Annotated in this window: 24 protein-coding genes; 18 read left to right on the top strand and 6 right to left on the bottom strand. The window is 68.5% G+C overall.

The genetic code is table 11. The annotated features are described in order from the left end of the window. Window positions 1-4 precede the first annotated feature (4 nt). From AOZ06_RS21710 to AOZ06_RS21670, 9 genes are all read left to right on the top strand, one after another. The gene (locus AOZ06_RS21710; RefSeq protein WP_083471833.1) at window positions 5-1330 is read left to right on the top strand and encodes a cytochrome P450; all 1326 of its coding nucleotides are present in this window, start codon (window positions 5-7) and stop codon (window positions 1328-1330) included. 11 nt (window positions 1331-1341) lie between these two features. Beyond that, window positions 1342-2739: an anthranilate synthase component I family protein gene (locus AOZ06_RS21705; protein WP_063810084.1), complete on the top strand. Its 1398-nt coding sequence runs from the start codon at window positions 1342-1344 to the stop codon at window positions 2737-2739. After that, window positions 2736-3308, top strand: coding sequence for an anthranilate synthase component II (locus AOZ06_RS21700; RefSeq protein ID WP_054291081.1), 573 nt, complete (start codon window positions 2736-2738; stop codon window positions 3306-3308). The genes AOZ06_RS21705 and AOZ06_RS21700 overlap by 4 nt, the downstream gene beginning before the upstream one ends. Then, on the top strand, window positions 3301-4323 hold the full coding sequence (trpD, locus tag AOZ06_RS21695; RefSeq protein WP_054291080.1) for an anthranilate phosphoribosyltransferase: 1023 nt from the start codon (window positions 3301-3303) through the stop codon (window positions 4321-4323). Before AOZ06_RS21700 ends, trpD begins: the two co-directional genes overlap by 8 nt. Then, a complete protein-coding gene (trpC, locus tag AOZ06_RS21690) occupies window positions 4320-5123 on the top strand; it encodes an indole-3-glycerol phosphate synthase TrpC (RefSeq protein WP_218922032.1) in 804 nt (267 codons plus the stop codon). The genes trpD and trpC overlap by 4 nt, the downstream gene beginning before the upstream one ends. Continuing rightward, window positions 5120-6322: a tryptophan synthase subunit beta gene (gene trpB, locus AOZ06_RS21685; RefSeq protein WP_054291079.1), complete on the top strand. Its 1203-nt coding sequence runs from the start codon at window positions 5120-5122 to the stop codon at window positions 6320-6322. Before trpC ends, trpB begins: the two co-directional genes overlap by 4 nt. After that, entirely contained in the window at window positions 6319-7074 is a 756-nt protein-coding gene (gene trpA / locus AOZ06_RS21680; protein ID WP_054291078.1) for a tryptophan synthase subunit alpha, read from the top strand. Before trpB ends, trpA begins: the two co-directional genes overlap by 4 nt. Then, window positions 7065-8495, top strand: coding sequence for a class II 3-deoxy-7-phosphoheptulonate synthase (locus tag AOZ06_RS21675; protein WP_083471832.1), 1431 nt, complete (start codon window positions 7065-7067; stop codon window positions 8493-8495). Before trpA ends, AOZ06_RS21675 begins: the two co-directional genes overlap by 10 nt. A 162-nt stretch (window positions 8496-8657) precedes the next feature. Beyond that, window positions 8658-9902, top strand: coding sequence for an acyl-CoA dehydrogenase family protein (locus AOZ06_RS21670; RefSeq protein WP_083471831.1), 1245 nt, complete (start codon window positions 8658-8660; stop codon window positions 9900-9902). A gap of 790 nt (window positions 9903-10692) precedes the next feature. On the opposite strand, the gene AOZ06_RS21665 is transcribed toward AOZ06_RS21670, so the two are convergent. After that, window positions 10693-11553 carry a glutathione S-transferase family protein gene (locus AOZ06_RS21665; RefSeq protein WP_083471830.1) on the bottom strand — a complete coding sequence of 287 codons (861 nt, stop codon included), beginning with the start codon at window positions 11551-11553 and terminating at the stop codon, window positions 10693-10695. Window positions 11554-11698: 145 nt separating this feature from the next. Here AOZ06_RS21665 and AOZ06_RS21660 point away from each other — a divergent pair, with 145 nt between their 5' ends. From AOZ06_RS21660 to AOZ06_RS21640, 5 genes are all read left to right on the top strand, one after another. Further along, window positions 11699-12535, top strand: coding sequence for an aldo/keto reductase (locus AOZ06_RS21660; RefSeq protein ID WP_054291077.1), 837 nt, complete (start codon window positions 11699-11701; stop codon window positions 12533-12535). A gap of 32 nt (window positions 12536-12567) precedes the next feature. Continuing rightward, on the top strand, window positions 12568-13008 hold the full coding sequence (locus AOZ06_RS21655) for an ester cyclase (RefSeq protein ID WP_054291076.1): 441 nt from the start codon (window positions 12568-12570) through the stop codon (window positions 13006-13008). 29 nt (window positions 13009-13037) lie between these two features. After that, window positions 13038-13433, top strand: a complete 396-nt coding sequence (locus AOZ06_RS21650) for a YybH family protein (RefSeq protein WP_054291075.1) — start codon at window positions 13038-13040, stop codon at window positions 13431-13433. Further along, complete coding sequence (locus AOZ06_RS21645) at window positions 13433-14593, top strand: MFS transporter (RefSeq protein ID WP_054291074.1); 1161 nt, start codon at window positions 13433-13435, stop codon at window positions 14591-14593. The genes AOZ06_RS21650 and AOZ06_RS21645 overlap by 1 nt, the downstream gene beginning before the upstream one ends. A 157-nt stretch (window positions 14594-14750) precedes the next feature. Continuing rightward, window positions 14751-15899: an acyltransferase family protein gene (locus AOZ06_RS21640; protein WP_063810083.1), complete on the top strand. Its 1149-nt coding sequence runs from the start codon at window positions 14751-14753 to the stop codon at window positions 15897-15899. A 63-nt stretch (window positions 15900-15962) separates the two neighbouring features. Here AOZ06_RS21640 and wrbA read toward each other — a convergent pair whose 3' ends face one another. Further along, a complete protein-coding gene (wrbA, locus tag AOZ06_RS21635; protein WP_054291072.1) occupies window positions 15963-16592 on the bottom strand; it encodes an NAD(P)H:quinone oxidoreductase in 630 nt (209 codons plus the stop codon). 197 nt (window positions 16593-16789) lie between these two features. On the opposite strand from wrbA, the gene AOZ06_RS21630 reads away from it, so the two are divergent. After that, window positions 16790-17830 (top strand): methyltransferase, encoded by a 1041-nt coding sequence (locus tag AOZ06_RS21630; protein ID WP_236952333.1) that lies wholly within the window; start codon window positions 16790-16792, stop codon window positions 17828-17830. A gap of 60 nt (window positions 17831-17890) precedes the next feature. Here the strand turns inward: AOZ06_RS21630 and AOZ06_RS21625 are convergent, their stop codons facing one another. Both AOZ06_RS21625 and AOZ06_RS21620 read right to left on the bottom strand, forming a co-directional pair. After that, on the bottom strand, window positions 17891-18400 hold the full coding sequence (locus AOZ06_RS21625) for a flavin reductase family protein (RefSeq protein WP_054291070.1): 510 nt from the start codon (window positions 18398-18400) through the stop codon (window positions 17891-17893). Between the two features lie 30 nt (window positions 18401-18430). Then, entirely contained in the window at window positions 18431-20242 is a 1812-nt protein-coding gene (locus AOZ06_RS21620) for an AfsR/SARP family transcriptional regulator (protein ID WP_054291069.1), read from the bottom strand. Between the two features lie 253 nt (window positions 20243-20495). Between AOZ06_RS21620 and pdxR the strand changes: the two genes are divergently transcribed. The 3 genes from pdxR (at window position 20496) to AOZ06_RS21605 (ending at window position 23447) form a co-directional block, all read left to right on the top strand. Continuing rightward, a complete protein-coding gene (pdxR, locus tag AOZ06_RS21615) occupies window positions 20496-21935 on the top strand; it encodes a MocR-like pyridoxine biosynthesis transcription factor PdxR (RefSeq protein ID WP_054291068.1) in 1440 nt (479 codons plus the stop codon). A 74-nt stretch (window positions 21936-22009) separates the two neighbouring features. Next, window positions 22010-22882 carry a helix-turn-helix domain-containing protein gene (locus AOZ06_RS21610; RefSeq protein ID WP_054291067.1) on the top strand — a complete coding sequence of 291 codons (873 nt, stop codon included), beginning with the start codon at window positions 22010-22012 and terminating at the stop codon, window positions 22880-22882. Between the two features lie 19 nt (window positions 22883-22901). After that, the gene (locus tag AOZ06_RS21605; RefSeq protein ID WP_054296806.1) at window positions 22902-23447 is read left to right on the top strand and encodes a YciI family protein; all 546 of its coding nucleotides are present in this window, start codon (window positions 22902-22904) and stop codon (window positions 23445-23447) included. Window positions 23448-23454: 7 nt separating this feature from the next. On the opposite strand, the gene AOZ06_RS21600 is transcribed toward AOZ06_RS21605, so the two are convergent. Together AOZ06_RS21600 and AOZ06_RS21595 are read right to left on the bottom strand one after the other, a co-directional pair. After that, window positions 23455-24195 carry a class I SAM-dependent DNA methyltransferase gene (locus tag AOZ06_RS21600; protein WP_054291066.1) on the bottom strand — a complete coding sequence of 247 codons (741 nt, stop codon included), beginning with the start codon at window positions 24193-24195 and terminating at the stop codon, window positions 23455-23457. A 175-nt stretch (window positions 24196-24370) separates the two neighbouring features. Continuing rightward, complete coding sequence (locus AOZ06_RS21595) at window positions 24371-24910, bottom strand: TetR/AcrR family transcriptional regulator (protein ID WP_157233810.1); 540 nt, start codon at window positions 24908-24910, stop codon at window positions 24371-24373. Window positions 24911-24961 lie beyond the last annotated feature (51 nt).

Genomic DNA, 24961 nt, shown 5'->3' with positions numbered 1-24961 from the left:
TGACATGTCTCCCGTGAGCACCACCCACGACCGGTTGCCACCGACACCGGTCGAAACACCCGAAGAGCAGCGCGCGAACTTCTTCACCGACCCGTTCGGCTACGTCGAGAAGCAGGCAGCCGAGCACGGCACGGTCTTCTCGATCGACCTCGGTTCGCTGGGCAATGAGGACACTGTCGACGTCGAGGTCAACGGCCGGTGGGTGTTCGTGTCCCGGCCGCACCAGATCCGCGCGATGTACAGCGCGGTGCGCACCACCAGCGGCGCCGAGGCCAATCAGGTCTTCTTCGGCACCATGGAGGAATCGGTCGGCTACATCGACGGCAAGGCACACCGCAGGCGCCGTGCGCAGCTGCACCCGGCGTTCAGCGGCGGCAAGGACTACATCGCGATCATCCAGCAGGCCGTGGACCGGCACTTCGCGTTGTGGCCCCGCGGCAAGGCCTTCCCGGTGTTCGAGGAGCTGCAGAAACTCACGTCCGAGGTGATCGTCGAGGTCGTGTGCGGCAACTTCGCCGCGGAGGACCGGGCCACGCTCACCGGGATGCTGCCGCGCACGGAGAACGCCAAGTACACGGTGGACCAGGTGATCGCGGCGGACAAGGAGATCCGCGCGTTCGTCGAGCAGCGGATCCCCGGCCACCTGGCCAAGTCCGACGAGATCGGGCAGGACGACGTGTTCGCGTCGCTGCTGCGGCACGCGGCCGACGGCGACGGATCGCTGACCGGCGAGGTCGTGCGCGACGAGGTGTTCAGCTTGCTGTACACCGGTTTCTCCACCACGGCCAACTCGCTGTCGTGGGTGTTCGCCGAGATCACCCGCAGGCCCGAGGTGCTGGCCAGGCTGCGGGCCGAAGTCGGCGAGCGGTTCCGGGACCGGCCGTTGCGGCGTGACGAGTTCGGCGACCTGGACTACCTGGAAGCCACGATCTCCGAGACGCTGCGACTGCACCCGGTTTCCGCTCTCAACGGCGTGCGACTGCTGAAGGAACCGCTGCGGATCGACGACTACGTCATCCCGGCAGGCTCGATCCTGGTGCACTGCGCCTACCTGTCGCAGCGCAGCGCCGAGGTGTACGACCAGCCGGAGGAGTTCCGGCCGGAGCGGTTCGTCGGCACCCAGATCGATCCCTACGTCTTCGGTGCTTTCGGTGGCGGGCAACGGACCTGTGTCGGCCGTGGCTACGCGCGGGCTGAGATGAAGATGATACTGGCCATGGCGATCGCCGGGCTAGACTGGGAACAGAGCGAAACTCCCCTTCCCGCCGCGAAACAGCAGGGCATCTTCATGGGCCCCGAGGACCACGCGGTCATCACACTTCTTCCGTGAGGGGTTGACCCATGCGCGATTGTCACGAGTACCACCTTGTGCCCGTCTACGAGGAGTTCCTGGCCGACACGCTGACGCCGGTGACCGTGTTCGAGCGGCTGTGCCGTGCGGACGAGCCCGGGTTCCTGCTGGAAAGCGTTCCGGTGACCGGCGATGTCGGGAGGTACTCCTACATCGGGCACCGCCCGGCCCCGCTCGCCCTCCCGGCGGGCGACCCGCTGGCGGCGCTGCGATCGCTTGCCGCACAGCGGATCGCCCCGATGCCCGGTCTGCCGCCGTTCCTCGGCGGCGCGGTCGGCTACCTCGGCTGGGAGACCGCCCGGCACTTCGAGCGGCTGCCCGAGGCGGACGGACCGGCGCCCGGCCTGCCGGAGGCGGCGTTCCTCAGCGTCGAGGACCTCGCCGTCTTCGACCACGCCACCCGGCGGCTGATCCTGGTGACCGCGCACCGGCCGGCCATCGAGTCCTATCAGGACGCGCTCGACCGGATCGCGCTGATGCGGGCGAAGATCACCAGCACGGCCGGGCACCGCCCGGTGATCTCGCTCTGCCGGTCCGACGGCGACCTGCTGGACGGCTGGCAGTCCAACGTGACCCAGGACGAGTTCGAGGCACGGGTCGAGCGGGCCCGTGAGTACATCGCGGCCGGTGACGCGTTCCAGATCGTGCTGTCCCAGCGGTTCAGCAAGCCGCTGACCGCCGAGCCGCTCGACCTGTACCGGCACCTGCGGGCGATCAACCCGTCGCCGTACATGTACCACCTGAGCCTGGGCGGCGGCAGGCACGTGGTCGGCTGCTCGCCTGAGCTCCTGGTGAAGGCGACCGGCAGGCGGATCGAGACCAGGCCGCTGGCCGGGACCCGGGCCCGCGGCAAGGACCCGGACACGGACCTCGCGCTGGAGCAGGAACTGCTGGCCGACGAGAAGGAGTGCGCCGAGCACGTCATGCTCGTCGACCTCGGCCGCCACGACCTCGGCCGCGTCGCCGTGCCGGGCAGTGTCCGCGTGGAGAAGCTGATGGAGATCGAGCGCTTCTCGCACGTGATGCACATTTCGTCCACTGTGGCCGGTGAGCTGACCGACGACGCGAACGGGCTGGACGCGCTGAAGTCCACGTTCCCCGCGGGCACGCTCAGCGGCGCGCCGAAGATCAGGGCGATGGAGATCATCGCCGAACTGGAGCCGGAGCGGCGAGGCGTGTACGGCGGCGCACTCGGGTTCGTCGGCTACGACGGCGCGACGGACCTGGCGATCGCGTTGCGCACGATCGTCGTGGCGGACGGCAAGGTGCACGTCCAGTCCGGTGCGGGTGTGGTCGCCGACTCCGACGCGACCGCCGAGTACCGCGAGACCCTGCACAAGGCCCGCGCCATGTTCACCGCCGTCCAACAAGCGGAGGCAGTCAGATGAGCAGGCCGACGGTCGCGGTCATCGACAACTACGACTCGTTCACGTACAACCTCGTGCACTACTTGGCTGAGCTCGGCGCCGATCCCCGCGTGTTCCGCAACGACGAGACCACGATCGACGAGCTCGCCGGACACGACCAGCTGGTCATCTCCCCCGGCCCGTGCACGCCCACCGAGGCGGGCATCTCGATGGACGCCGTCAAGTCGTTGAGCGGGACCATGCCGATCCTCGGCGTGTGCCTCGGCCACCAGAGCATCGGCGCGGCGTTCGGCGCGGACGTCGTACGGACCGCGCCGGTGCACGGCAAGACCGCCCGGATCACCCACGACAACACCGGTGTCCTGGCCGGGCTGCCGGACCCGTTCACCGCGACCCGCTACCACTCGCTGGTGGTCGACCCGGCTTCGTTCCCGCCGGATCTCGTGCCCAACGCGTGGGTGGACGGCCTGGTCATGGGCCTGCGGCACCGCGAGCACCCGACGTTCGGCGTGCAGTTCCACCCGGAGTCGGTGCTCAGCACCGAGGGCAAGCAGCTCATCGCGAACTTCCTGGAGTACACCAATGATTGACCTGATCAAACGGGTGTCCCGAGGGGAGACCCTGAGCGAGGCCGAAGCGGCGCACGCCATGCGCTCGATCATGTGCGGCGCCGCGGGCCCGGCCCGGATCGCCGGGCTGGCGATGGCGATGGCCATGCGCGGCGAGACCGTCGACGAGATCGTGGGGATGGCCAGGACGGCACGGGAGATGGCCCGGCCGGTCCCGTTCGGCTCGAACGTCCTGGACACCTGCGGGACCGGTGGCGACGGGCTGAACACGTTCAACATCTCCACCGCGTCGGCGATCGTCGCGGCCGCGTGCGGCGTGCAGGTGGCCAAGCACGGCAACCGCAGCGCGTCCTCCGGCTGCGGCAGCGCGGACGTGCTGGAGGAGCTGGGCGTGCGGATCGAGCTCACGCCTGAGGAAGCGGGCCGGTGCCTGGCTGAGACGGGCATCGTGTTCCTGTTCGCGCCCTCGTTCCACCCCGCGTTCCGGCACGCCGCCGGGCCGCGCAAGGAACTGGGCATCCGGACGGTGTTCAACCTCCTCGGCCCGCTGTGCAACCCGGCCCGTGCGCGCTACCAGGCGCTCGGTGTGCCCGACGCCGACGTCGTCGCGCCGATGGCCGAGGTGCTGTCCCGGTTGGGCGTGACCAGGGCGCTGGTGTTCCACTCCGAGGACGGCCTGGACGAACTCAGCCTCGGCGCGCCGTCCACCGTGGTCGAAGTGGTCGACGGTGTCCGGCGCAGTTATCGGTTCGACCCCGCGGACCTCGGCTTGGCGCGGGCGTCCGTCGCCCAGCTCGCCGGCGGCGACCGCGCGGAGAACGCCGCGATCATCCGGCGGATCTTCGCGGGCGAGACCGGCCCCAAGCGTGACATCGTGCTGCTCAACGCCGCCGCCGCGCTGCGGATCACCGGGCACGCCGTGGACTGGGGCGACGGGCTCGCGCAGGCAGCGCGGGTGATCGACAGCGGGGCGGTCACGGCCCTGCTGGACCGGTGGATCGCCGTGTCGCAGGACCGGGTGGCGGTGCCGTCATGACCGCCTCCCGCAACGGCATCCGGCCGACGATGCTGACCAAGCTGATCCAGACCGCGAACGAGCAGACCGCTCGGCGCCGGACCCTGAAGCCGTTGTCCGAAATGGTCGCGTTGGCCTCGACCGCGCCCGCGGCCCGGGATTTCGCCGCCGCGCTGCGGGAGCCGGGGCTCAGCGTGATCGCCGAGATGAAGCCGCGCAGCCCCTCGAAAGGGCCGCTGACCGACGACTACCGGCCGGCCGAACGCGCCCGGGCCTATCAGCGGGGCGCAGCGGCGGCGATCTCGGTGCTCACGCACGAGGACGGCTTCGGCGGCAGCCCCGAGCACCTCCCGATCGCCCGCACCGAAGGCGGCATCCCGGTCCTGCGCAAGGACTTCATCGACGACGAGTACCAGATCGTCGAAGCACGCGCGCTCGGCGCGGACGCGCTGCTGCTGATCGTGGCGTCGCTGACGCCCGAGCGGCTGGCCGAACTGCTCGCGTACACCAGGGGGCTCGGCATGGAGGCCCTCGTCGAGGTGCACGACGAGGAGGAGGTCGACGTGGCGCTGGACGCGGGCGCGACCGTGATCGGCGTGAACCACCGTGACCTGCGGGACTTCCGGATCGACATGACGCTCACCGCGCGGCTGCGCCACCGGGTCGGGCCCGGCCGGTTGCTGGTCGGCGAGAGCGGGATCAACACAGTCAGGGACGCGGTCGCCATGCGCGAGGCAGGTGCCGCGGCGGTACTCGTCGGCGAGGTCCTGATGCGGGCCGCCGACCCGGAGGCGAAGGTCAGGGAGCTGAGCAACGCATGAGCGAACGCACCAGATTCGGGCGGTTCGGCGGGCAGTACGTCCCCGAAACGCTGATGGCCGCGCTCGACGAGCTGCAAACGGCGTGGCTGGAGTTGCGTGAGGACAACGGTTTCCTCGACGAGCTGCGGGCCCGTCAGGCGACGTTCATCGGCAGGCCGACGCCGCTGTACCACGCCGAGCGGCTGACCGAGCACTTCGGCGGCGCGACCATCCACTTCAAACGCGAGGACCTGTGCCACACCGGCGCGCACAAGCTCAACAACGCGTTGGGCCAAGCGGTTCTGGCGCGCCGGATGGGCAAGAAGCGGATCATCGCCGAGACCGGCGCGGGCCAGCACGGCGTGGCCACCGCGACCGTGTGCGCCCGGTTCGGGCTGCCGTGCACCGTCTACATGGGAGCCGAGGACATGCGGCGCCAGGAGGTGAACGTCCGCAGGATGCGGATGCTCGGCGCCGAGGTCCGCCCGGTCAGCTCCGGCACAGCCACGTTGAAGGACGCGACCTCGGAGGCGATCCGCGACTGGGTCACCAACGTCCGCGACACGCATTACATCATCGGTTCGGTCGTCGGCCCGGCGCCGTACCCGGAGATGGTCCGCGAGCTGCAGCGGGTGATCGGCGACGAGGCCCGTCACCAGTACCTGGCGAGCGAGAACACGTTGCCGGACACCGTGGTCGCGTGCGTCGGTGGCGGGTCGAACTCGATCGGCATGTTCGCCGGGTTCGTCGACGACCCTAGCGTGGAACTCGTCGGCGTCGAAGCAGGCGGTCTCGGTGTGGAGACGGGACAGCACGCCGCCGCGACCGTCGGCGGCCAGGCAGGTGTCCTGCACGGCAGCTTCAGCTACATCCTGCAGGACCAGTTCGGCCAGGTGCTGCCGACGCACTCGATCGCGGCCGGCCTGGACTACCCCGGCGTCGGCCCTGAGCACGCGATGCTCGCCGAGCTGGGCCGGGCGTCCTACGTGGCCGTGAACGACGACGAGGCGGTCGCCGCGTTCAAGCTCTGCACCCGGCTGGAAGGCATCATGCCCGCGCTGGAGACCTCGCACGCGATCCACCACGTCGGCGAGCTCGCCCGTGAGATGGGGCCGGGTGCACGGATCCTGCTGTGCTTCTCCGGCCGGGGTGACAAGGACATGCACACCATCGAGTCGGTGTCCCCGACCGACATGCCGGTGATCGGAGGTCCCCAGTGACGCTCTCCCTTCCGAACCAAGGTGGTCTCTCGCTCATCCCCTACCTGATGGCCGGTCATCCCGACCTGGCCACCACCAGGGAGATCGGCCGGAAACTGGTGAACACCGGCATCGCCGCGCTCGAACTCGGCATCCCCTACAGCGACCCGCTCGCCGACGGCCCGGTGATCCAGCGCGCCGGCCAGCGGGCCCTGGACGCCGGAGCCACCACCGAGGCCTGCCTGGAAGTCGCCGCCGACATCGCGGCCGAGCGGGCCGCGCCGGTGCTGTTGATGACGTACGTCAATCCCGTCCTCGCCTACGGCCCGCAGCGCTTCGCCCGTGACGCGGCGCAGGCCGGGGTCGCGGGCGTGATCATCCCGGACGTCCCGGTCGAGGAGTCCGCCGGCATCGCGCGGACGATGACCGTCGCCGGGCTGGAAACAGTGTTCCTGGTGGCGCCGACCAGCCCGGACGACCGGATCGCGGCGGCGTGCGCGGCCTCCACCGGTTTCGTGTACTGCGTGACGGTCACCGGCATCACCGGCAGCCGGTCCGCGCTGCCGACGGACGTCAACGCACTGCTCGCGAAGGTCCGCACGCACACCGATCTTCCCGTCGCCGCGGGCTTCGGCATCTCCAGTGCCGAGCAGGTCTCGCTGCTGCGGGGACACGCCGACGCCGCCATCGTCGGCAGCGCCATCGTCAACGAACTCGATGCCGGACGGGATCCCGGCCCGCTAGTGAGGGAGCTGTTGTCAGCATGCAAATGATCGACATCCAGCCACACCGGCTGGGCACCCCCATCCTGCCCGTCACCTCCGCCGAGACGCCGACGCACCTGCCGCCGTCCACCTGGCACCCGGACTCGTGGCGGTCCCGGCCGATCACGCAGCAGCCGGACTGGCCCGACCCCGTCCAGGTGGAACGGGTCACCGAGGAGATCGCCCTGCAACCGCCGCTGGTCCTGCCGGACGAGATCGGCACGCTGCAGCGGTCCCTGGCCGCGGCCGCGGAAGGCAACGCGTTCCTGCTTCAGGCCGGTGACTGCGCCGAACGGTTCTCGTCGTGCACCGAACACGGTGTGCGCAGCAAGCTCCGGGTGATCCTGCAACTGGCGATCCTGCTGACGTACGGCTCGGGCATGCCGGTGGTGAAGGTCGGCCGGATCGGCGGCCAGTTCGCCAAGCCGCGCAGCAAGCCGACCGAGGTCATCGACGGGATCGAACTGCCCGCGTACCGCGGGGACATCGTCAACTCCCCCGAGCCGACAGCGGAGGCACGCCGCCCGGACGTGGAACGGTTGATGCGCGCGTACCACCACTCGTCCGCGACGCTGAACGTCCTGCGTGCCCTGACCACGAAGGGCTTCGCCGACCTCGAGCAGGTGCACGAATGGAACACGGAGTTCGTCCGGCGCAGCCCGGCGGGGCAGCACTACGAGCAGGTGGCGGACAACATCACGTGGGCGCTGCGGTTCATGCAGGCGTGCGGGATGAACGGCACGCAGTCCTTGCGGCAGGTGCATTTCTACACCTCGCACGAGGCGTTGCTGCCGCACTACGAGCAAGCGCTGACCCGGTACGACAAGAGCACCGGCGCGTGGTTCGACACCAGCGCGCACATGGTGTGGATCGGTGACCGCACCCGTCAGCTGGACGGCGCGCACGTGGAGTTCCTGTCCGGGATCGCCAACCCCATCGGCCTGAAGGTCGGCCCGACCACGACAGCGTGCGGGTTGCGCGACCTCATCGAGAGGCTGGACCCCAACCACATCCCCGGCAGGCTCGTGCTGATCTCACGGATGGGCGCGGACCGCGTGACGGAGTTGCTGCCGCCGCTGCTGCGTGCGGTCCGGTCAACCGGCCGGTCCGTGGTGTGGGCGTGCGATCCGATGCACGGCAACACGTTCGTTTCCAAGAGTGGCTACAAGACACGGTCGCTGTGCGACATCACCCGTGAGGTCGTCGGGTTCTTCGAGGCCCACAAACAGGAAGGAGTGCACCCCGGCGGCCTGCACCTCGAACTGACGGGTGACAACGTGACGGAATGCCTCGGTGGCGCCGAGGAAATCCTGGACACCCACCTGTGCACCCGTTACGAGACCGCGTGCGACCCCCGGCTGAACGCCAGCCAGTCCATCGAGCTGGCGTTCCGCGTGGCAGGGCTGCTGCGGGAGCACCGGGGATCCTGACTTCCCGAAGTAACCCGACCGACTTCCCGAAGTGCCGGGAGCGGCGGCGTGATCGACCGGAACGCCGCCGCACCGGGGATACCGTTGCGTCGATCTCGCTGAAGCGGGCGGCACAGTGAAACCAGTCAAGGCCGCGACCGCTGCACCGCAAGAGGAGGATCTGTGACCAGCACACAACAGCCGCCTGCCGAGGTAGTACCCGGCGCGCCGGAGAAATGGGCGCAGGAGGGCACGCCCACCACGCCGGAGGGCTGGATCGCCAGGGCGAAAGAGCTGCGCGACATCTACGCACTGGACGACGCGGCCCGTGACCGCGCGAACAAGACACCGTACGACGAGATCGCGCTGCTGAAGGCGTCGGGGCTCAACCGGCTCTTCGGCCCGAGGGAACTGGGCGGCGGCGAGGGCGAATGGCCGTTGGCGTACAAGGTGATCAGGGAGGTGTCCAGGGGAGACGGGTCGATCGGGCACCTGCTCGGCTACCACTACATGTGGTTCAACGTGCCCCGCCTGGCCGGGACGCCGGAACAGATCACCAGGATCGAAGCGGAGGCGACCCGCAACAACTGGGTGATGGCTGGAGCGATCAACGCCAGGGACAACGACGTGGTAGTCCGCGACGAGGGCGACTACCTGGTCTTCAACGGCAAGAAGAACTTCGCGACCGGCGTGAAGATCTCGGACGTGACGATCCTCGAAGGAGTGCTGGAGGGAACGGACATCCACGTGGTGGCCCCGGTCCCGACGAACCAGCCAGGCATGATCACCCATGACAACTGGGACAACATGGGTCAGCGCCTGACCGAGAGCGGCAGCACGACGATCAAGGACGTCCGCGTGCCGTGGAAGGACGCCATCGGCTTCACAGCGGACAAGAAGTTCCACGAACGCGCCTACGCCACCATGAACGTCCCGCTCGGACAGTTGGTGTTCGGCGCGATCTGGCTGGGCATCGCAGCCCAAGCACTGGACGAGACAGCCGTGTACTCCCACAAGCACGGCAAGGGCTGGGGCGGATATGACCGCCTCATCGACGAGCCCCGCGTCCTGGACGTGCTGGGCGACCTGACCGCCAAGCTGTGGGCGGCGGACGCCCTCGTGGACCAGGTCGCCCAGGAGGGCCTGGAGCTGCACAGGAACCCGGACGCCGTCACCCCACGCAGCCGTGGTGAGTACAAGATCCGCAGCGCCTCGGTGAAGATCATCGCCGACGCCACGGCTCTGGAGATCACTTCGCGGATCTTCGAGATCACCGGTGCACGGTCCACTTCGGAGAAGTTCCGCTTCGACCGGTTCTGGCGCAACGCGCGTACGCACACGCTGCACGACCCGGTGTTCTACCAGAAGCAGGAGATCGGCAACTTCCTGCTGCACGACGAGATTCCCACGCCTGGGTGGTACAGCTGAGCCTCTGACCACAACGGACCCTGCCTGCCGGTGGGGTCCGTTGTGGTTCCAGCCCGGGTTGTATGACTGGTTGCCCGGTTTGAGTTGCTGCCTCGCTCGTCCTAGTATGTCCGCCAGCTCGTCCCGGGGTTGGTTTCCAGCGCACACCGTGGTTGCTTTTCGCCGTGGACTGTGCATGGTGAGTATGTAAGCGTGCCCACCTGTGGGCCGCTCGCCGTCGTGTGCTGGGTTTTAACGGATGATGTCTGATTGCGCCAGCGCTGCTGGTTACGTTGGAACGCACCTTCCGGCCCCATGTGCGGCTACCAGCGCTGGTCGCACTGTGTTGGTTGCGTTCCAGCCAGTTCTCCGAGATCTTGCGCATGCTTCCTGGCGATACCTACTCGCCGCTCCGCCCGGGAAGCAGAGGCCGAGAAGAACTCCAGAAGCCCTGACCCGCAGCCAGCAGCCCGAATACCAGCAGCCCGCAGCCAGCAGCTCAGAAAACCTGAAGACCACAAAGACCGCAAAGCAAAGGGGTCCGAGCACCAAACCCCGAAACCCAAGAGCGGCGCCGATTACATGGGGCGTGGGTGGCCGTAAGCTTGCGGGCGTGGAGAGACCCACCACTTTGGACAGTGCCGTGCCCTAGATACCGCAAGGGGCTCCGCTTTTACGCTCGATGCGGCCGCCCCCGGGGTTCCCATGTCAAATCGGCGCCGCCCCAACCACCAGAGGCCCAAAACCCGAGCATGGAGCAGAGCACCAAAGCCAAAGAACTATTACAACATGGAGAAGTGCAACGAAGCAGCTACAAAGCAGCACGACCATGAGGACCGAACCACCCGGACAAGTCAGGACCACCAGGAACGATCCGAGAAGGATTGATCTCGGTGTGCACCCGATGGTAGTGAAGCTTGATCTCGGAAAAGTCAACGGTCTCCCCAAAACCGGGAGTCTGAAAGAGATCCCGAGCATAGTCCCGCAACACAGGCATCTCGCTCAGCTTGGACCGGTTGCACTTGAAGTGCCCGTGGTAGACCACATCGAAACGAACCAGCACGGTGAACAACCGGACATCGGCCTCAGTGATCTGAGACCCGACGAGGTAACGCTGCCCAGCCAACCGAGAGCTCAACTCGTCCAGAGCGGCGAACAGCAACTCGTAGGCTTCGTCATACTCAGCCTGAGAGGTAGCGAAACCACACGTGTAGACGCCGTAGTTGACATCGTGAGCCAACCGCTTGTTGACGGCGTCGATCTCACTCCGCAACTCCACGGGATACAGATCAGGTGCATCCGGGCGAGCGAAAGCGCCCCATCGCGTGGCCAGGTCGACGGTGATGTGCTCGTGGTCGTTGGTCACGAGCTTGCCTGAAGGCACATCCACCACTGCGGGAACGCTGAAGCCGCCGTCGTATCCCGGCCTCGCCGCCAGGTAGGCCTCGCTCAGGTACCGGATCCCCAGCACGGGATCACCGCCGGGGAAACCCCAGCCGTGTTCGTCCTGAATCGGGTCGGCGTACGCCACCGAAACGGCGTCCTCCAGCCCCATCAACCGCAACACCACCAGCACCCGGCTGGCCCACGGACAAGCCCGGCTGACGACGATCCGGTAACGGCCCGGCTCCACCGGCCAATCGACATCCCCGTCGACAGTGAACGCGCTCATGCCGCCATTCTCCCCGCTCACACCCCGTGCGCGCAGCCGGACTTCCCGAAGTACAAGGCCAAACGCCCCGGAAATGCCCACCGGTGACCGTGCCGGGCTACACCTTGGGTGGGCACATCCCCGGGCAAGGAAGGATGACGGATCCATGGCAGAGGTCACCGCGCTGACCCTGAACGACGGGGTGCAGATTCCCCAGCTCGGCTTCGGCGTGTTCCAGATTCCGCCCGACGAGGTCGTCAAGGCGACGCGCACCGCGATCGACACGGGCTACCGCCTGATCGACACGGCGTCCGCGTACGACAACGAAGAGGGTGTCGGCCAGGCCGTCGCCGAATGCGGGATCCCGCGCGACGAGCTCTTCATCACCACCAAGGTGTGGAACGACGACCAGGGCTACGACGAGACGCTCCGCGCCTTCGACGTGAGCATGGCCAAACTCGGCCTCGACTACCTGGATCTCTACCTGATCCACTGGCCGCGGCCGAGGCTGGACAAGTACGTCGCGACCTGGCGGGCGTTCGAGAAGCTCCAGGCCGACGGCCGGATCCGGTCGATCGGCGTGTCCAACTTCGCCCCGGAGCACATCGACCGGCTGGCCGCCGAGTGCACTGTCGTGCCGTCGGTCAACCAGGTCGAGCTGCACCCGGGGCACCCGCAGCACGACCTGCACGCGTACCACGCCGCCAAGGGCGTCGTGACGCAGGCGTGGAGCCCGATCGGCCGCAACCAGGGCCTGCTCGAGCACGAGAAGGTCACCGCGATCGCCGGCTCGCACGGCAAGACCCCCGCTCAGGTCGTGCTGCGCTGGCACATCCAGCGCGGGATCGTCGCCATCCCCAAGTCGGTCCGGCCGGACCGGATCCGGGCCAACATCGAGGTGTTCGACTTCGAGCTCTCGGCGTCCGAAGTGGATGTCATCGGCCACATCGGCACCGCGCAGAAGGTCGGGCCGGACCCCGCCCTGTTCTTCGACCTCTCCTGACACCCGACGAAATCCGCGCACGAGGAGGAAACATGTCCGAACAGGACAACAACGTTGCGGTCTACCGCAGGCTGATCGACGAGTGCTTCAACAAGGGCGACCTCGACGCGGTCGAGGAGATCGCCGCGCCGCACTTCGTCGAGCACGAGGTGCAGGCCGAGGGTGTCGGCCCGGACGTGCTCAAGGAGGCGATCACGTTCCTGCGCACCGCCATGCCCGACCTGCACTTCGAGATCGAGGACATGGCTGTCGTCGGCGACCGGATCTGGTCGCGGATCGAGGCGACCGGCACGCACGACGGCCCGATCTTCGGCAGGCCCGCCACCGGCAACCCGGTCCGGATGGGCTTCATGGACGTCTCCCGCTTCGAGAACGGCCAGATCGTCGAACACTGGGGCATCCCCGACAACCTCGCGATGCTGCTGCAGATGGGCATCGTCTCGCTCCCCCAGCCAGAACCCGCCGCGGACTAGTGGTTGCGACCGCAGACTAGGACACTGTGATGACCGAGCAGATGGAAAGCGTCGACCTGGCGCTGGAAGCCGGGCAGTTGCCCGGTGTGTTCGCCCGCGCCTACAACTCCGGCAGCAGCACGGCGGTCGAGCGGCTGTTCGACCAGGAGGCGATCTTCATCGCCGAGCCGGGGTTCGCGTTGTCCGGCACCGAACTGAGCCGGAGCGTCGAGGAGACCGTCGCCAAGGGTGTGCCGCTGACCGCCACGCCACGGCACACCTACGTCACCGGTGACATCGCGCTGCTGATCGTGGACTGGGCCATGGACGGCACCGGCCGGGACGGCACCCCGGTCAAGGTGCACGGAACCAGCACCGACGTCGCCCGCCGCGGACCTGACGGCGTGTGGCGGTACCTGATCGACAGCCCCAACGGGACCGCGTGATGTCACTGGCACTGGTGGCCATGGCGTTGAGCGCGTTCGTCATGGGCACCGCCGAGTTCGTGATCACGGGCCTGCTGCCCGAGGTCGCGGTCGGGCTGGAGGTCAGCATCCCCACCGCGGGCCTGCTGATCTCCGGTTACGCGCTGGCGGTGGTGGTCGGTGGCCCGCTGTGCATCGCGGCGGGCACCCGTTTGCCCCACCGGGCGATGCTGCTGATGTCCATGGGCCTGTTCGTGGCAGGCAACCTGATCTGCGCGATCGCCCCCGGCTACGCGGTGCTGATGGCAGGGCGGGTGCTCGCCGCGTTCGGGCAGGCGGCGTTCCTCGGGATCGGCTCGGTCGTCGCGGCCAACCTGGTCGAACCGCATCTGCGGTCGCGGGCGATCGCGATGGTGTTCACCGGCATCACGGTCGCCAACGTCTTCGGTTCCCCCCTTGGCACGCTGGTCGGGCAGAACCTCGGCTGGCGCGCCACCTTCTGGATCATCACGGCGATCGCGCTGGCCACCACCGGCGCGGTCGCGGCGCTCGTACCCGCGCAGCCCAAGCCGACCGGCGGCGGGCTGCGCGGCGAGCTCGCGGTGTTCGGCCTGCCACAAGTCTGGCTGACACTGGCGATCACCACGCTCGGGATGGGTGCGCTGTTCGCGTCGTTCAGCTACGTGGCCCCGCTGCTGACCCAGGTCACCGGGTTCTCGCCGGGCTCGTTGACGTTGCTGCTGGCGCTGTACGGCGTCGGGCTCGTGGCAGGCAACCTGGTCGGTGGCTGGTTCGCCGACCGGGCCCAGCTGGCCACGCTGTTCGGCGGGCTGGCCGCGTTGACCGTGGTGTTGTTCGCGTTCGCCGCCCTCGCGGACGCCAAGATCCCCACGGCGATCCTGCTGGCCCTGATGGGAGCGGCTGGTTTCGCGCTGGTACCGGCGTTCATGACCCGGCTGATCGACAAGGCGGGCGGCGCGCCGACGCTGGCCGCGGCGGCCGGTGGGTCGGCGGCCAACCTCGGCACGTCGATCGGCGCGTACGCCGGTGGCCTGACGATCAGCGCGGGCATGGGCTACACGGCCCCGACCGTGCTCGGTGGCGTGATGGCCGCGCTGGGCCTGGGTGTCGCGGTGCTCGCCGCGGCCGCGGAACGGCGGAAACAAGCCGTCCCCGCGTGACCCGCTCCGAGCGAACGGCCCCGTCCACTGTGGACGGGGCCGTTCGCCGTTCCGCGCGGTGAAGAGCGAGCCGAGAGAAGCCGATCATAGCGTTGCCGGCAGAGCACGAGGACCGCAGAGCTGACGCCGCCGACCGGCTGACGAAGGAGCCAGGCCAATGACCTCTTTACCCGCCGCACCCGCGACGACACGGTTGCCGACCCTGACCGGGATGAGATTCTTCGCGGCGATCCTGGTGTTCGTCTGCCACGCGTTCGGATCGAGGATCTTCCTCGACGACGGGGTGAACGACGTGCTGTCCGACAAGGTGTCCAGGCTGGGCTGGGTGGGGGTCTCGTTCTTCTTCATCCTCAGCGGGTTCGTGCTGACCTGGACCGCGCGGCCCGGTGACACGGTACGGCGGTTCTGGCGCCGCAGGATGGCCAAGATCTTCCCCAACCACCTGGCCACGTGGGCGATCGCGACGGTCTTCATGATCGTGGCCGGTACCGCGACGTTCCTGAGCATCGGACCGTCGGCGCTGCTGATCCAGGCGTGGTTCCCGGTCGAGTCGATCACCTACAGCCCGAACGACCCGGCGTGGTCGCTGTGCGCCGAGCTGCTGTTCTACTTGTCGTTCCCGTGGCTGCTCGGGGCGGCCAACCGGATCAGGGCCGAGCGGCTGTGGCTGGCCGCCGGGGTGACGTTCGCCGTGCTTGCGCTGATCCCGTTGCTGGCCAAGGTGATGCCGGACGCGCCGGAGATCTCGTACTACCCGGGCGTGTCCTGGTACGAGTACTGGTTCGTGTACTGCCTGCCCATCGCGCGGGTCCCCGAGTTCGTGCTGGGCATCCTGATGGCGCGGATCGTGATGACCGGCCGGTGGATCCCGGTCCGCCTCACCGTGGCGATGCTGACACTGATCCCGGGGTTCGCGCTGATGGTGGTCATCCCGGACGTGTTCGGCCTGGTGGCGCCGACCGCGATCCCGCTGGCGCTGATCGTGGCGGCTGGCGCGACCGCGGACATCGACGGCCTGCGGTCACCGTTCCGCGGCCGGATCGCGGTGTGGCTCGGCGAGATCTCGTTCGCGTTCTACATGGTGCACATGCTCGTGCTGCAGAAGGGACCGCTCTCGGCGGGAACCGCTTCCCACGGCGCCTTCGAGGCGCTCGGCCTCGTCGCGCTGAGCCTGGTCATCGCGATCTCCATCAGCTGGCTGCTGTTCACGTTCGTCGAGACGCCCGCGATGCGGCGCTGGAGCCGTCCGAGAGCCAGGAAGGACAAGAGTGCCGGGAAGAGCGAGGAGGTGGCCGTCACGAACTGATCCGACACCCCTCAGCGGGAAACCGTGTGCGGCGCCTGCCGCACACGGTTTTCCCCGGTCAACTCAGTGGTCGTGCGGCTCGGGGCGCAGCGGCGCGACAGCAGCCGAGATCTGGGCCAGACGCGTACCCTGCCAGCGGGCGTGGCTCAGGTGGTCTTCCAGCTTCACCGCGGCGACGTCACCGGAGACGTAGCCGATGCCGTACGGGTTGCCACCGGCGGTGTGGGTGATGTCGTAGTCGACGTAACCGGTCGGGACGACGATGCAGCCCCAGTGGCAGGCGACGTTGTACAGCGAGATGAGCGTCGCTTCCTGGCCACCGTGCAGCTCGTAGCTGCTGGTGAAGCCGATCAACGGCTTGCCTGCCATGTGCCCGGCCTGCCACAGCCCGCCCGTGGTGTCGATGAACGACTTGAGCTGGGCGCTGACGTTGCCGAACCGGGTGGGCGAGCCGAGCGCGAAACCGTCCGCCCAGATCAGGTCGTCGTGCGTGGCGACCGGGACGTCGCTGGTCGCGTCGAGGTGGGCGCGCCACTCGTCGTTCTTGTCGATGGCGGAGTCCGGCGCAGTCTCGGCGACCCGGCGCAGACGCACCTCGGCGCCGGCGTCCTTCGCCCCCTGTGCGATGGCCTCCGCGGAAGCGTGCACGTTGCCCGTCGCCGAGTAGTACACGACCGCGATCCGAGAACTCATGACCGAAACCCCTAGAAGTAGGTAAAACGGATACTGCCGAAAACGGTATCGAGCCGATGTCGAAGGACGCTGGTTCCTGACGAGAAACGCGGTGGATCTCGTTAAGTGCGTGAACAACGTCAACTGCGCCTACCAGCGGTGACGGCCGGGCGGACACGATCGAGGGGCAGGACTCACCCGGAAGGATGGAGAACCCCGTGGTCAACGACAACCGGCTCACCCGTGACGACTTCGTCGGCACCCTGTTCGGGGCAGCCGCCTTCCAGGTGCTCAACGCGGGCAACGAACTGGGCCTGTTCAAGCTGCTCAACGAGCGGCCCGGGCTGACCGCCGACGAGATCAGCGAGGCGCTCGGCCTGCTGCGCCGCCCGGTCGACGTGCTGCTGCTCGGCGCGACCGCGTTGAAGCTGACCACCATGTCGGACGGCGGCTACCGCAACGCGGAGCTGATCGACGCGATGTTCGGCACGGACGAGTGGGAGATCATCACCGACCTGATCACCTTCGAGGCGAAGTTCGTCTACGCGCCGCAAGGTGACCTGGTGGAATCGTTGCGGGACAACACGAACGTCGGTCTGCGCCGCTTCGACGGCGAGGGAACGGACCTGTACCACCGGTTGCCCGCCACCCCGCACCTGGAGCAGCTGTTCTACCAGTGCATGCGGTCGTGGTCGCGGCTGTCCAACCCGATCCTGGTGGCGAAGGCCGACCTCACCGGCGCACGGCGGGTGCTGGACGTCGGCGGCGGCGACGGCGTGAACGCGATCGAACTGGCCAAGGCCAACCCGGACGTGGACTTCACCGTGCTCGACCTGCCGGGAGCGGTGGCGATCGCGAAGAAGAAGATCGCCGACAACGGCCTGACCGACCGGATCGAGGTGGCCGAGGGCGACATCTTCGCCGACACGTACCCGAAGGGCTACGACGCGGTGCTGTTCGCCAACCAGCTGGTGATCTGGTCGCCGGAGGAGAACCTGTCGTTGCTGCGCAAGGCCTACGACGCGTTGGACGACGGTGGCCGGGTGCTGATCTTCAACGTGATGTCCGACGACACCGGCGACGGGCCGTTGTACGCGGCGCTGGACAACCTGTACTTCACCACGATCACGGCCAGCGGCAGCACGATCTACCCGTGGGGTCAGTACGAGCGCTGGCTGACCGAGGTGGGCTTCACCAAGGTCGAGCGGTTGCCCGGCGACACGTGGACCCCGCACGGCGTCATCAGCGGAGTCAAGTAACCAGGCAGACGTGTTGGGCGGCGCGGTTCCACCCGGGTGGGACCGCGCCGCCGTGACCGGTCAGGCAGGTGTGCTGAACGTGCCGTACTGGCTGCCGTAGAAGACGAGCGGGCGCTGGCCTTCACCGAGGCCGGCGTGGTGCACCCTGGCCACGACGATGACGTGGTCGCCGGCGAGGTGCTCGGCGTACAGCGAGCACTCCAGCCACGCCACCGACCCCGGCAGCACGGGCATCCCGCCCGGTGAGCCCGACCAGTCCAGCCCGCGGAACTTGTCACCGCCCTTGCTCGCGACCTGCGCGGACACCTTGCGCTGGTCGTCGCCGAGGATGTTGAGGCAGTACCGGCCGGACGTGCGCACCACCGGCCAGCTCGTGCTCGTGTGGGCCACGCAGAACCCGACGAGCGGCGGGTCGAGGGACACCGACGTGAACGAGTTGACCGCGAGCCCGACCGGGCGGCCGGTCCGCGGGTCGCGCCCGGTGATCGCGACGACGCCGGTGGCGAACCTGCCGAGGATGTCCCGCAACTGGCGCTGGTCCAGGAGATCCTCGATGGCCTGGTCACTCATGACTGCTCACCTTCCGTGTGTCTGGGGCACTCACGCCGCGCGGCCTTCGCGCACCGGCTGGGACATCTGCGCGCGGCACAGTTCCGCCGCGTACAGGGCGATCAGTTCGTGCAGGCGGTAGCGGACGTTGCCGCGCTCGTCCACACCGACGATGTCGACGAGCCTGCGGTCGACGAGGAAGTCGAGCAGCCGTTCAGCGGTCCGCGCGGAGCCGACCGTCGCCTCGGCCGCCAGGTGGACGTCGAATCCCTCACGGGGCAGCATGCTCAGCGCGTACCACAAGCGCTTGGCCGCGTCCGGCATCCCGTCCACTGTGGATCTCAGGCTGGCCCGGACGTCGAGCGTGCCGTACGAGAACTCGTCGAGCCGCCGTCGCGGATCACGCAGCCGCGCCGCGAGGTGCCCGAGCCGCAGGTGCGGGCGCGCGACCAGGCGGGCGGCGGCGGCCCGCACCGGCAGGGGCAGGTTGCCGGCCAGCCGCAGGATCTCCCGCATCGCCTCCGGTTCGACGACCACGCGGTGCGCGCCGACGATCCCGGTGAACATCTCGACGGCCTCGGCTTCGGTCAACGCGCCGACCTCGACCGGGTACACACCGGCCAGGTCAGTCACGGTGGTACGACTGGTCATCAGCACCGCCGAGCCAGGGCCGCCCGGCAACAGCGGGCGCACCTGGTGCGCGTCCACCACGTCGTCGAGCACGACCAGCACCCGTCGGGTGGCCAGCAGGCTGCGGTACATCGCGGTCCGCTCGTCCGGGTCGGCGGGGACGCGCGCGTCCGAAACACCCAGTGCCCGCAGGAATCCACACGCGATGTCACCGATCCCGGCAGGCGTGCAGCGGTTCGCGCCCAGTTCGGCGTAGAGCTGGCCGTCCGGGAATCGGTCACGGAGCTGGTGCGCCACGTGCATGGCCAATGTGGACTTTCCCGCGCCACACCTGCCCAGCAGTGCGGCGATCCGCACACCGGTGGTGTCGTCCGCGGTGAGCACCCGGCGGATCTCGGCCGCGTGCCCCGGCCGTTCGACGAAGTCCGGCGCGTCGGCGAGCAACTGCGCGGGAACGCGGACGGGAGCCGTGGTGACGACAGCCTGCTGCGGCGGTTCGCCGTTGAGGATCCGGTGGTGCAGTTCCTGGAGTTTGCGGCCCGGTTCGACGCCGAGTTCGCCGACCATCACCGCGCGTCCCTCGCGGTAGACGGCCAGCGCGTCGGCCCTGCGGTCGTTGCGGTGCAACGCGAGCATCAGCTGCCAGCGCAACCGTTCCCGCAACGGGTTCTGCTCGACCAGCGCGGTCAGTTCGTCGACGAGCTGGGAGTCCGTTCCCGAGGCCAGTTCCAGCTCGACGCAGTCCTCGAGCACCGAGAGCATCCGCTCGTCCCACTTGGCCGCGGCCGTGCGCACGATCGGGCTGTCGACTTCGGCGAGGACGGGCCCGCGGAACAGGCGCAACGCCTTGCGGTACACCGCGATCGCCTCGGCGTGGTCCCCAGCCCCCGCGATCGCCCGCGCCTCGCGCACCCACGTCTCGAACACGCCGGTGTCGATCTGGCCGGCGGCCAGCCGCAGCGAGTAGCCGGACGCGGTCGTCTCGATCAGGCCGCTGCCCGCCCCGGCGGCCACGAACGCCCGCCGCAGCCGCCACACGCAGGTCTGGATCTGTTCAGCGGCGGTCTTCGGCGCGCAACCGCTCCAGACGGCCTCCACCAGCCGCCCGACCGTCACGGTCTTGTTGACCTCCATCAGCAGGACGGCGAGCACGGTCAGCTGACGGTTCTTGCCGACCTGGACCGGCTCCCAGTCAACCGACACGTCCAGCGGCCCGAGCACACGAAACCACATGAGGTGTCCCCCAATCCTGTCCGTTCATGGACAAGGAAAACGCTAACCGACAATTGCCGGGAACCCACTGACACAAACGTACGAAAACACCGTCAAACCTGCGGTTATTCACCGCACAATGGGTGTGCGATAAGTGGCTGGACGAGGGTGTGCAGCAAGTCTTCGCACGTATGGGGCGCGCCGACTTGACCAAGTCACGCCCGATCACCGGAATCCGGGCATGCACGCAGGTCAGCCGTGGTTCGCTCGGCGCATGACCACCCCACCGGGCTGGGGGCTGCTGCTCGACCGGACCAGCCGCGAACCCATGTACCAGCAGCTCTACACCCAGCTGCGGGACCTCATCGTGGTGCGTCGGCAATTCGCGCCGGGTACCAGATTGCCCGCGTCGAGAACTCTGGCCGACGAATTGGGAATATCCCGCAATACCGTCTTGTTGGCTTATCAACGCCTTCGCCAGGACAATTGCATCGACGGCGCGCCGGGCGCGGGAACCGTGGTCCTCCCGCCGCCGCGGACGCCGTCACCGCCACCCGGTCCCGGACGGTGCGACGCGTTGTCCGGCCGCGCGCGGGCCGCCATCGCGAACGGTCCCGGTCATCTCATCGACCGCAGCGCGTGCAACCGCCCGTTCGCCGTCGGCATGCCTCCGCTGGACGTGTTCCCGGCATCGCTGTGGGGAAAGCTGACGGCCAACCGGCTGCGCAAACCGCCGGTGCGGTTGCTCAGCGGCTGCGAAACCCTGGGGTTCATGCCGTTGCGCGAGGCCATCGCGGCTTACCTGGGCCTGATGCGCGGAGTGCGGTGCCGTGCCGAACAAGTCGTGGTGACCCGGGGTGCGGAGCACGCGCTGGACCTGGTGATCCGTTCGTTGCTGGAACCGGGCGACGCCGTCTGGCTGGAGGAGCCCGGCACTATCGAGGCCCGTGCGGTGGCGACGTGGCACGGTCAGCGTGTCTGCCCGGTGCCGGTGGACGACGAAGGTCTTGTCGTGGACGCCGGTCCCGACGCGCGCATGGCGATCGTGTCCCCCGCGCGGCAACTGCCGTTGGGCACGGTCATGTCCGGGCCGCGGCGCAAAGGTTTGCTCGACTGGGCGCAGCGCACCGGCTCGTGGATCGTCGAACTGGACACCGAAGCGCCGTTCCTGTCCCCCGATGCGGCGCCACCGCTGCAAACCGAGGACGCGCACGGTCAGGTCATCTACGCGGGCACGTTCCGCAACCTGCTGTTCCCCGAAGTCCGTGCCGGGTACTGCGTGCTGCCCGAATCGTTGGTCGACCCGATCAGCGCGGTGCTGTGGCAGTCGGGCAGCGGCGTGTCCTCGCTGATCCAGCACGTGCTGGCGGATTTCGTGAACTACCAGTACTTCCCGCGCTACCTGCGTCGCGTGCGAGACGTGTGCGCGAGTCGCCGTGAAGCACTGGTCACCGCCTTGGGACAGTACGGCGCCGATTGGCTGACCGTTAGCGATGACGCGTCAGGCGGGAGTTTCCTGGCGTGTGTCACCGGCCACCCGATCGACGAGCAGACGCTCACCGACCGCGCGTCGCCCGCTTCTCTGTCACTGCACAGCATCGACCGGTACTACATGGGACAGGGCGAACTGAGCGGAGTCGTGCTCGGCTACGCGGCGGTCGGCGAAGCCGCGATCGTGCCCGCGGTGCAGCGGCTGATGAACGTACTCCGTTAACTCCTGATCTTGGTACCCTCCGGTGGCCCGCGTTGGCACTATGACCGCCGGGGCGGTGGCCATACCGTGATCTCATGGACATCCGGGATGACGACACCGAGCAGTTGCGCGAGTGGTCCACCCAGTCCGGTCCGCGCGCGAACCGGGCGGCGATGGTGCTGATGGCCGCCGACGGCATGCCGCTCACCGAGATCGCGCGCCGCTTGCGGACCACCCGCTCGACCGTGGCGGCCTGGTGCAACCGTTACCGCGACGAAGGCGTCGACGGGTTGCGCGACCGGCCGAGGCAGGGCCGTCCCCGCGTGATCCACGACGTGGAACTGATGCTGCGAACGCTGATCACGTCACCGAACGGCCAGGCCTGGCGCCGCTGGTCGACCCGTTCACTGGCAGGCGAAGTCGGCGCGTCGAACGGAAGCGTCGCGCGTGTGTGGCGCCGCTGGGAGTACCGGTCGGACGAGCCGGGCGAGTTCCAGTTGCCGCTCACCCCGCCGATGCCGGCGCGGATCGCCGAGGTCGTCGGCATCCACACCGGTGAGCACCGCCTGCTGGCCGTGCGCACCACCGGCGAACCAACCATCCCAAGTAGACGGTTACCGGTCGTGCGCGACGACGCGGCGGCGACGTTCGTCGCGCGTGTCCTCGCCCAGCACGGTTCGGCGATCCACCTGATCAGCCCGGACGCGGACGCCTACCAGGCGCCGGAGGTCCGTGCGCTGCTGGCGGCCAACCCTCGTCTGCGCGCGCACGTCATCACACCGGGTTTCGACTGGCTCGACATCACAACTCTCGCGTTGGGCATGGCGAAGGCAACGCCGTCGCCGCGTCACCAGCACGCCGTGGTCGCCGCAGTGTGCCAGTTCGTCGACGCGCTGCGTTGCCGGAGCACGCCCGTGACCTGGGTGCAGGACACGGTTGCGGCAGTTCCCGCGCGGCACACCGCGTGAGTCGGGCAAGATCCACGCCATGGAGTTCTTCTGTTACCACCGCGACCGGCGCGACTCGCTGGCGCTGCGTGAGGAGCTGTTGGAGGCGCACTGGTCTTACATGGACGGGTATGCCGAGGAGATGATCGCCCGCGGGCCGACCTTCCTCGACGACGACACCCGGACCGGCAGCGTGCACATCCTCGACCTGCCCGACGCGACCGCGGCGAGGGCGTTCGCGTTCGACGAGCCCTGCTACCAGGCCGGCGCGTACCGGGACGTGATGATCCGCCGCTGGCGCAACGTGCTGGGGCGCACGATGTGGGACTTCCACGGCGGCCGTGAGGGCGGCGACCGGTACCTGGTGATCGGCCTCGGCGCGGGCGAAGCCGCCGACCTCACCCCACCGGCCGAGCGGGACGAGCTGATCGGCTACGGACCGCTGCTGGCCGACGACGGCGTCACCTGGTTGGGGACGGCGGTGCTGTTGCGGGCGTCCGGCGCCGACGAGGCACGCGCCGTCCTGACCGACGACCGGTACGCCGACATCGAAGTGCACAACTGGGCATTCGGCGGCCGGGACTGAGCCGGGGCTAGTAGCCGGGCTTCTCCCACACCGAGACGTGCTTGGCACTCTCATGGGTGAACGGGTGCCTGGTCCAGCCGCCCCAGCGGTTGTACAGCCGCAGCCCGGCCATCTGGGCCATCAGGTCGAGCTCCGAGGGCCACACGTACCGGAACGGGATCGAGTGGTTCTCGCCGCGGCCGTTCTCGATCTCGATGTAGTTCGACGTCATCGACTGGGTCGACATGTCGTAGACGTCGAACGCCCACTGGGTCCCGCTGGAGTACAGCGGCACGATCTTGTGGCCGGGCGGCAGCTTGCGCACCTCGGGCACCTCGACCTCGACCACGAACCGGCCACCCGGCTGCAGGTGCGCCGCGACGTTGCGGAAGCACGCCACCTGCGCCTCCTGCGAGGTCAGGTACGTGATCGTGTTGAACACGCTGTACACGAGGGAGAACGTGTCGGGCACCTGCGCGGTGGAGAAGTCGCCGATGGTCACGTCGATCGCCGAACCACCGGGCTTGGCGTGCAGTCTCGCCACCATCGCCCGCGACAGGTCGATACCCCGCACCTTCACCCCGCGCTGCGACAACGGCAACGCGATTCTGCCGGTGCCGATCCCCAGTTCCAGCGCGGTTCCGGTGCCTGTCAGCTCAGCGAGTACGTCGACCGCGGTGTCCACGATGCCAGGCAGGAACATGTCCGCCGACGACTCGTCGTACCTCCGCGCCACGCGCTCGCCGAAGTACCCGTCTTCACCAGTCACCCCTCGCACACTACCGTCGCGTCCAGATAGGACGTGCCAGCGACACGGTTCCAGTGGCTCGTCCCGCAACGTTGCCGCCTTGCCCGGCGGTTCCAGGTTTCCGCCGGGCGTGCCGCGGCGAGGGGCTTGTACCGGGTTGTACCAGCGCCTTTCCGCGACGTTTCGAGACGGGCCGCTAGCTGATTTGCTGACCGAGCAAGGCGATCGCGGAGCGGGCCGCGACCTCCCTGATGTCGGTGGGTTTGCCGCCGTCCTCGAGCGTGCTCGCGAACAGCTCGCGCAGTCCGCCGAGCAGGATGATCGCTTCCTCGCGCGTCACCGGCCGGATCCCCGCCGCTCGTAGTTCCTCGGTGTCGCACAACGTCAGCACCATCTCGATGAACGCTTCCATCATGTTGCGCAGCAACGGCCGGGTGGCCGCACCGAGCGACGGCAGGTCGCGGATCCAGCTGAGGGTGATCGTCGGCGCGGACTCCGCGCACGCCACCCACGCCTCGACGGCCGTGCGGATCTGCTCCTGCCACGGCGCCTTCGGGTCGACCGCGGCGGTGATCCGGCGGATCATCTCGGCGTTCGCCTCGACGAACAGCGCGGCGAAACACTCCTCGCGGCTCGGGAAGTGCTCGTAGAACGTCCGTCGCGAGGTACGGGCGTGACGCACGATGTCGGCGATCGTCGTGTTGTGGTAACCGTTCTGCTCGATCGACGCGGCCATCCCGTCGAGCAGGCGCCTGCGGAAGGTGTCCTCGACTGTCGTCACCAGAGT

The organism is Kibdelosporangium phytohabitans (assembly GCF_001302585.1).
Classification (GTDB): Bacteria; Actinomycetota; Actinomycetes; order Mycobacteriales; family Pseudonocardiaceae; genus Kibdelosporangium; species Kibdelosporangium phytohabitans.
The sequence above is the reverse complement of the archived record's forward strand: the minus strand, read 5'-3'. Positions and strand labels throughout refer to the sequence as shown.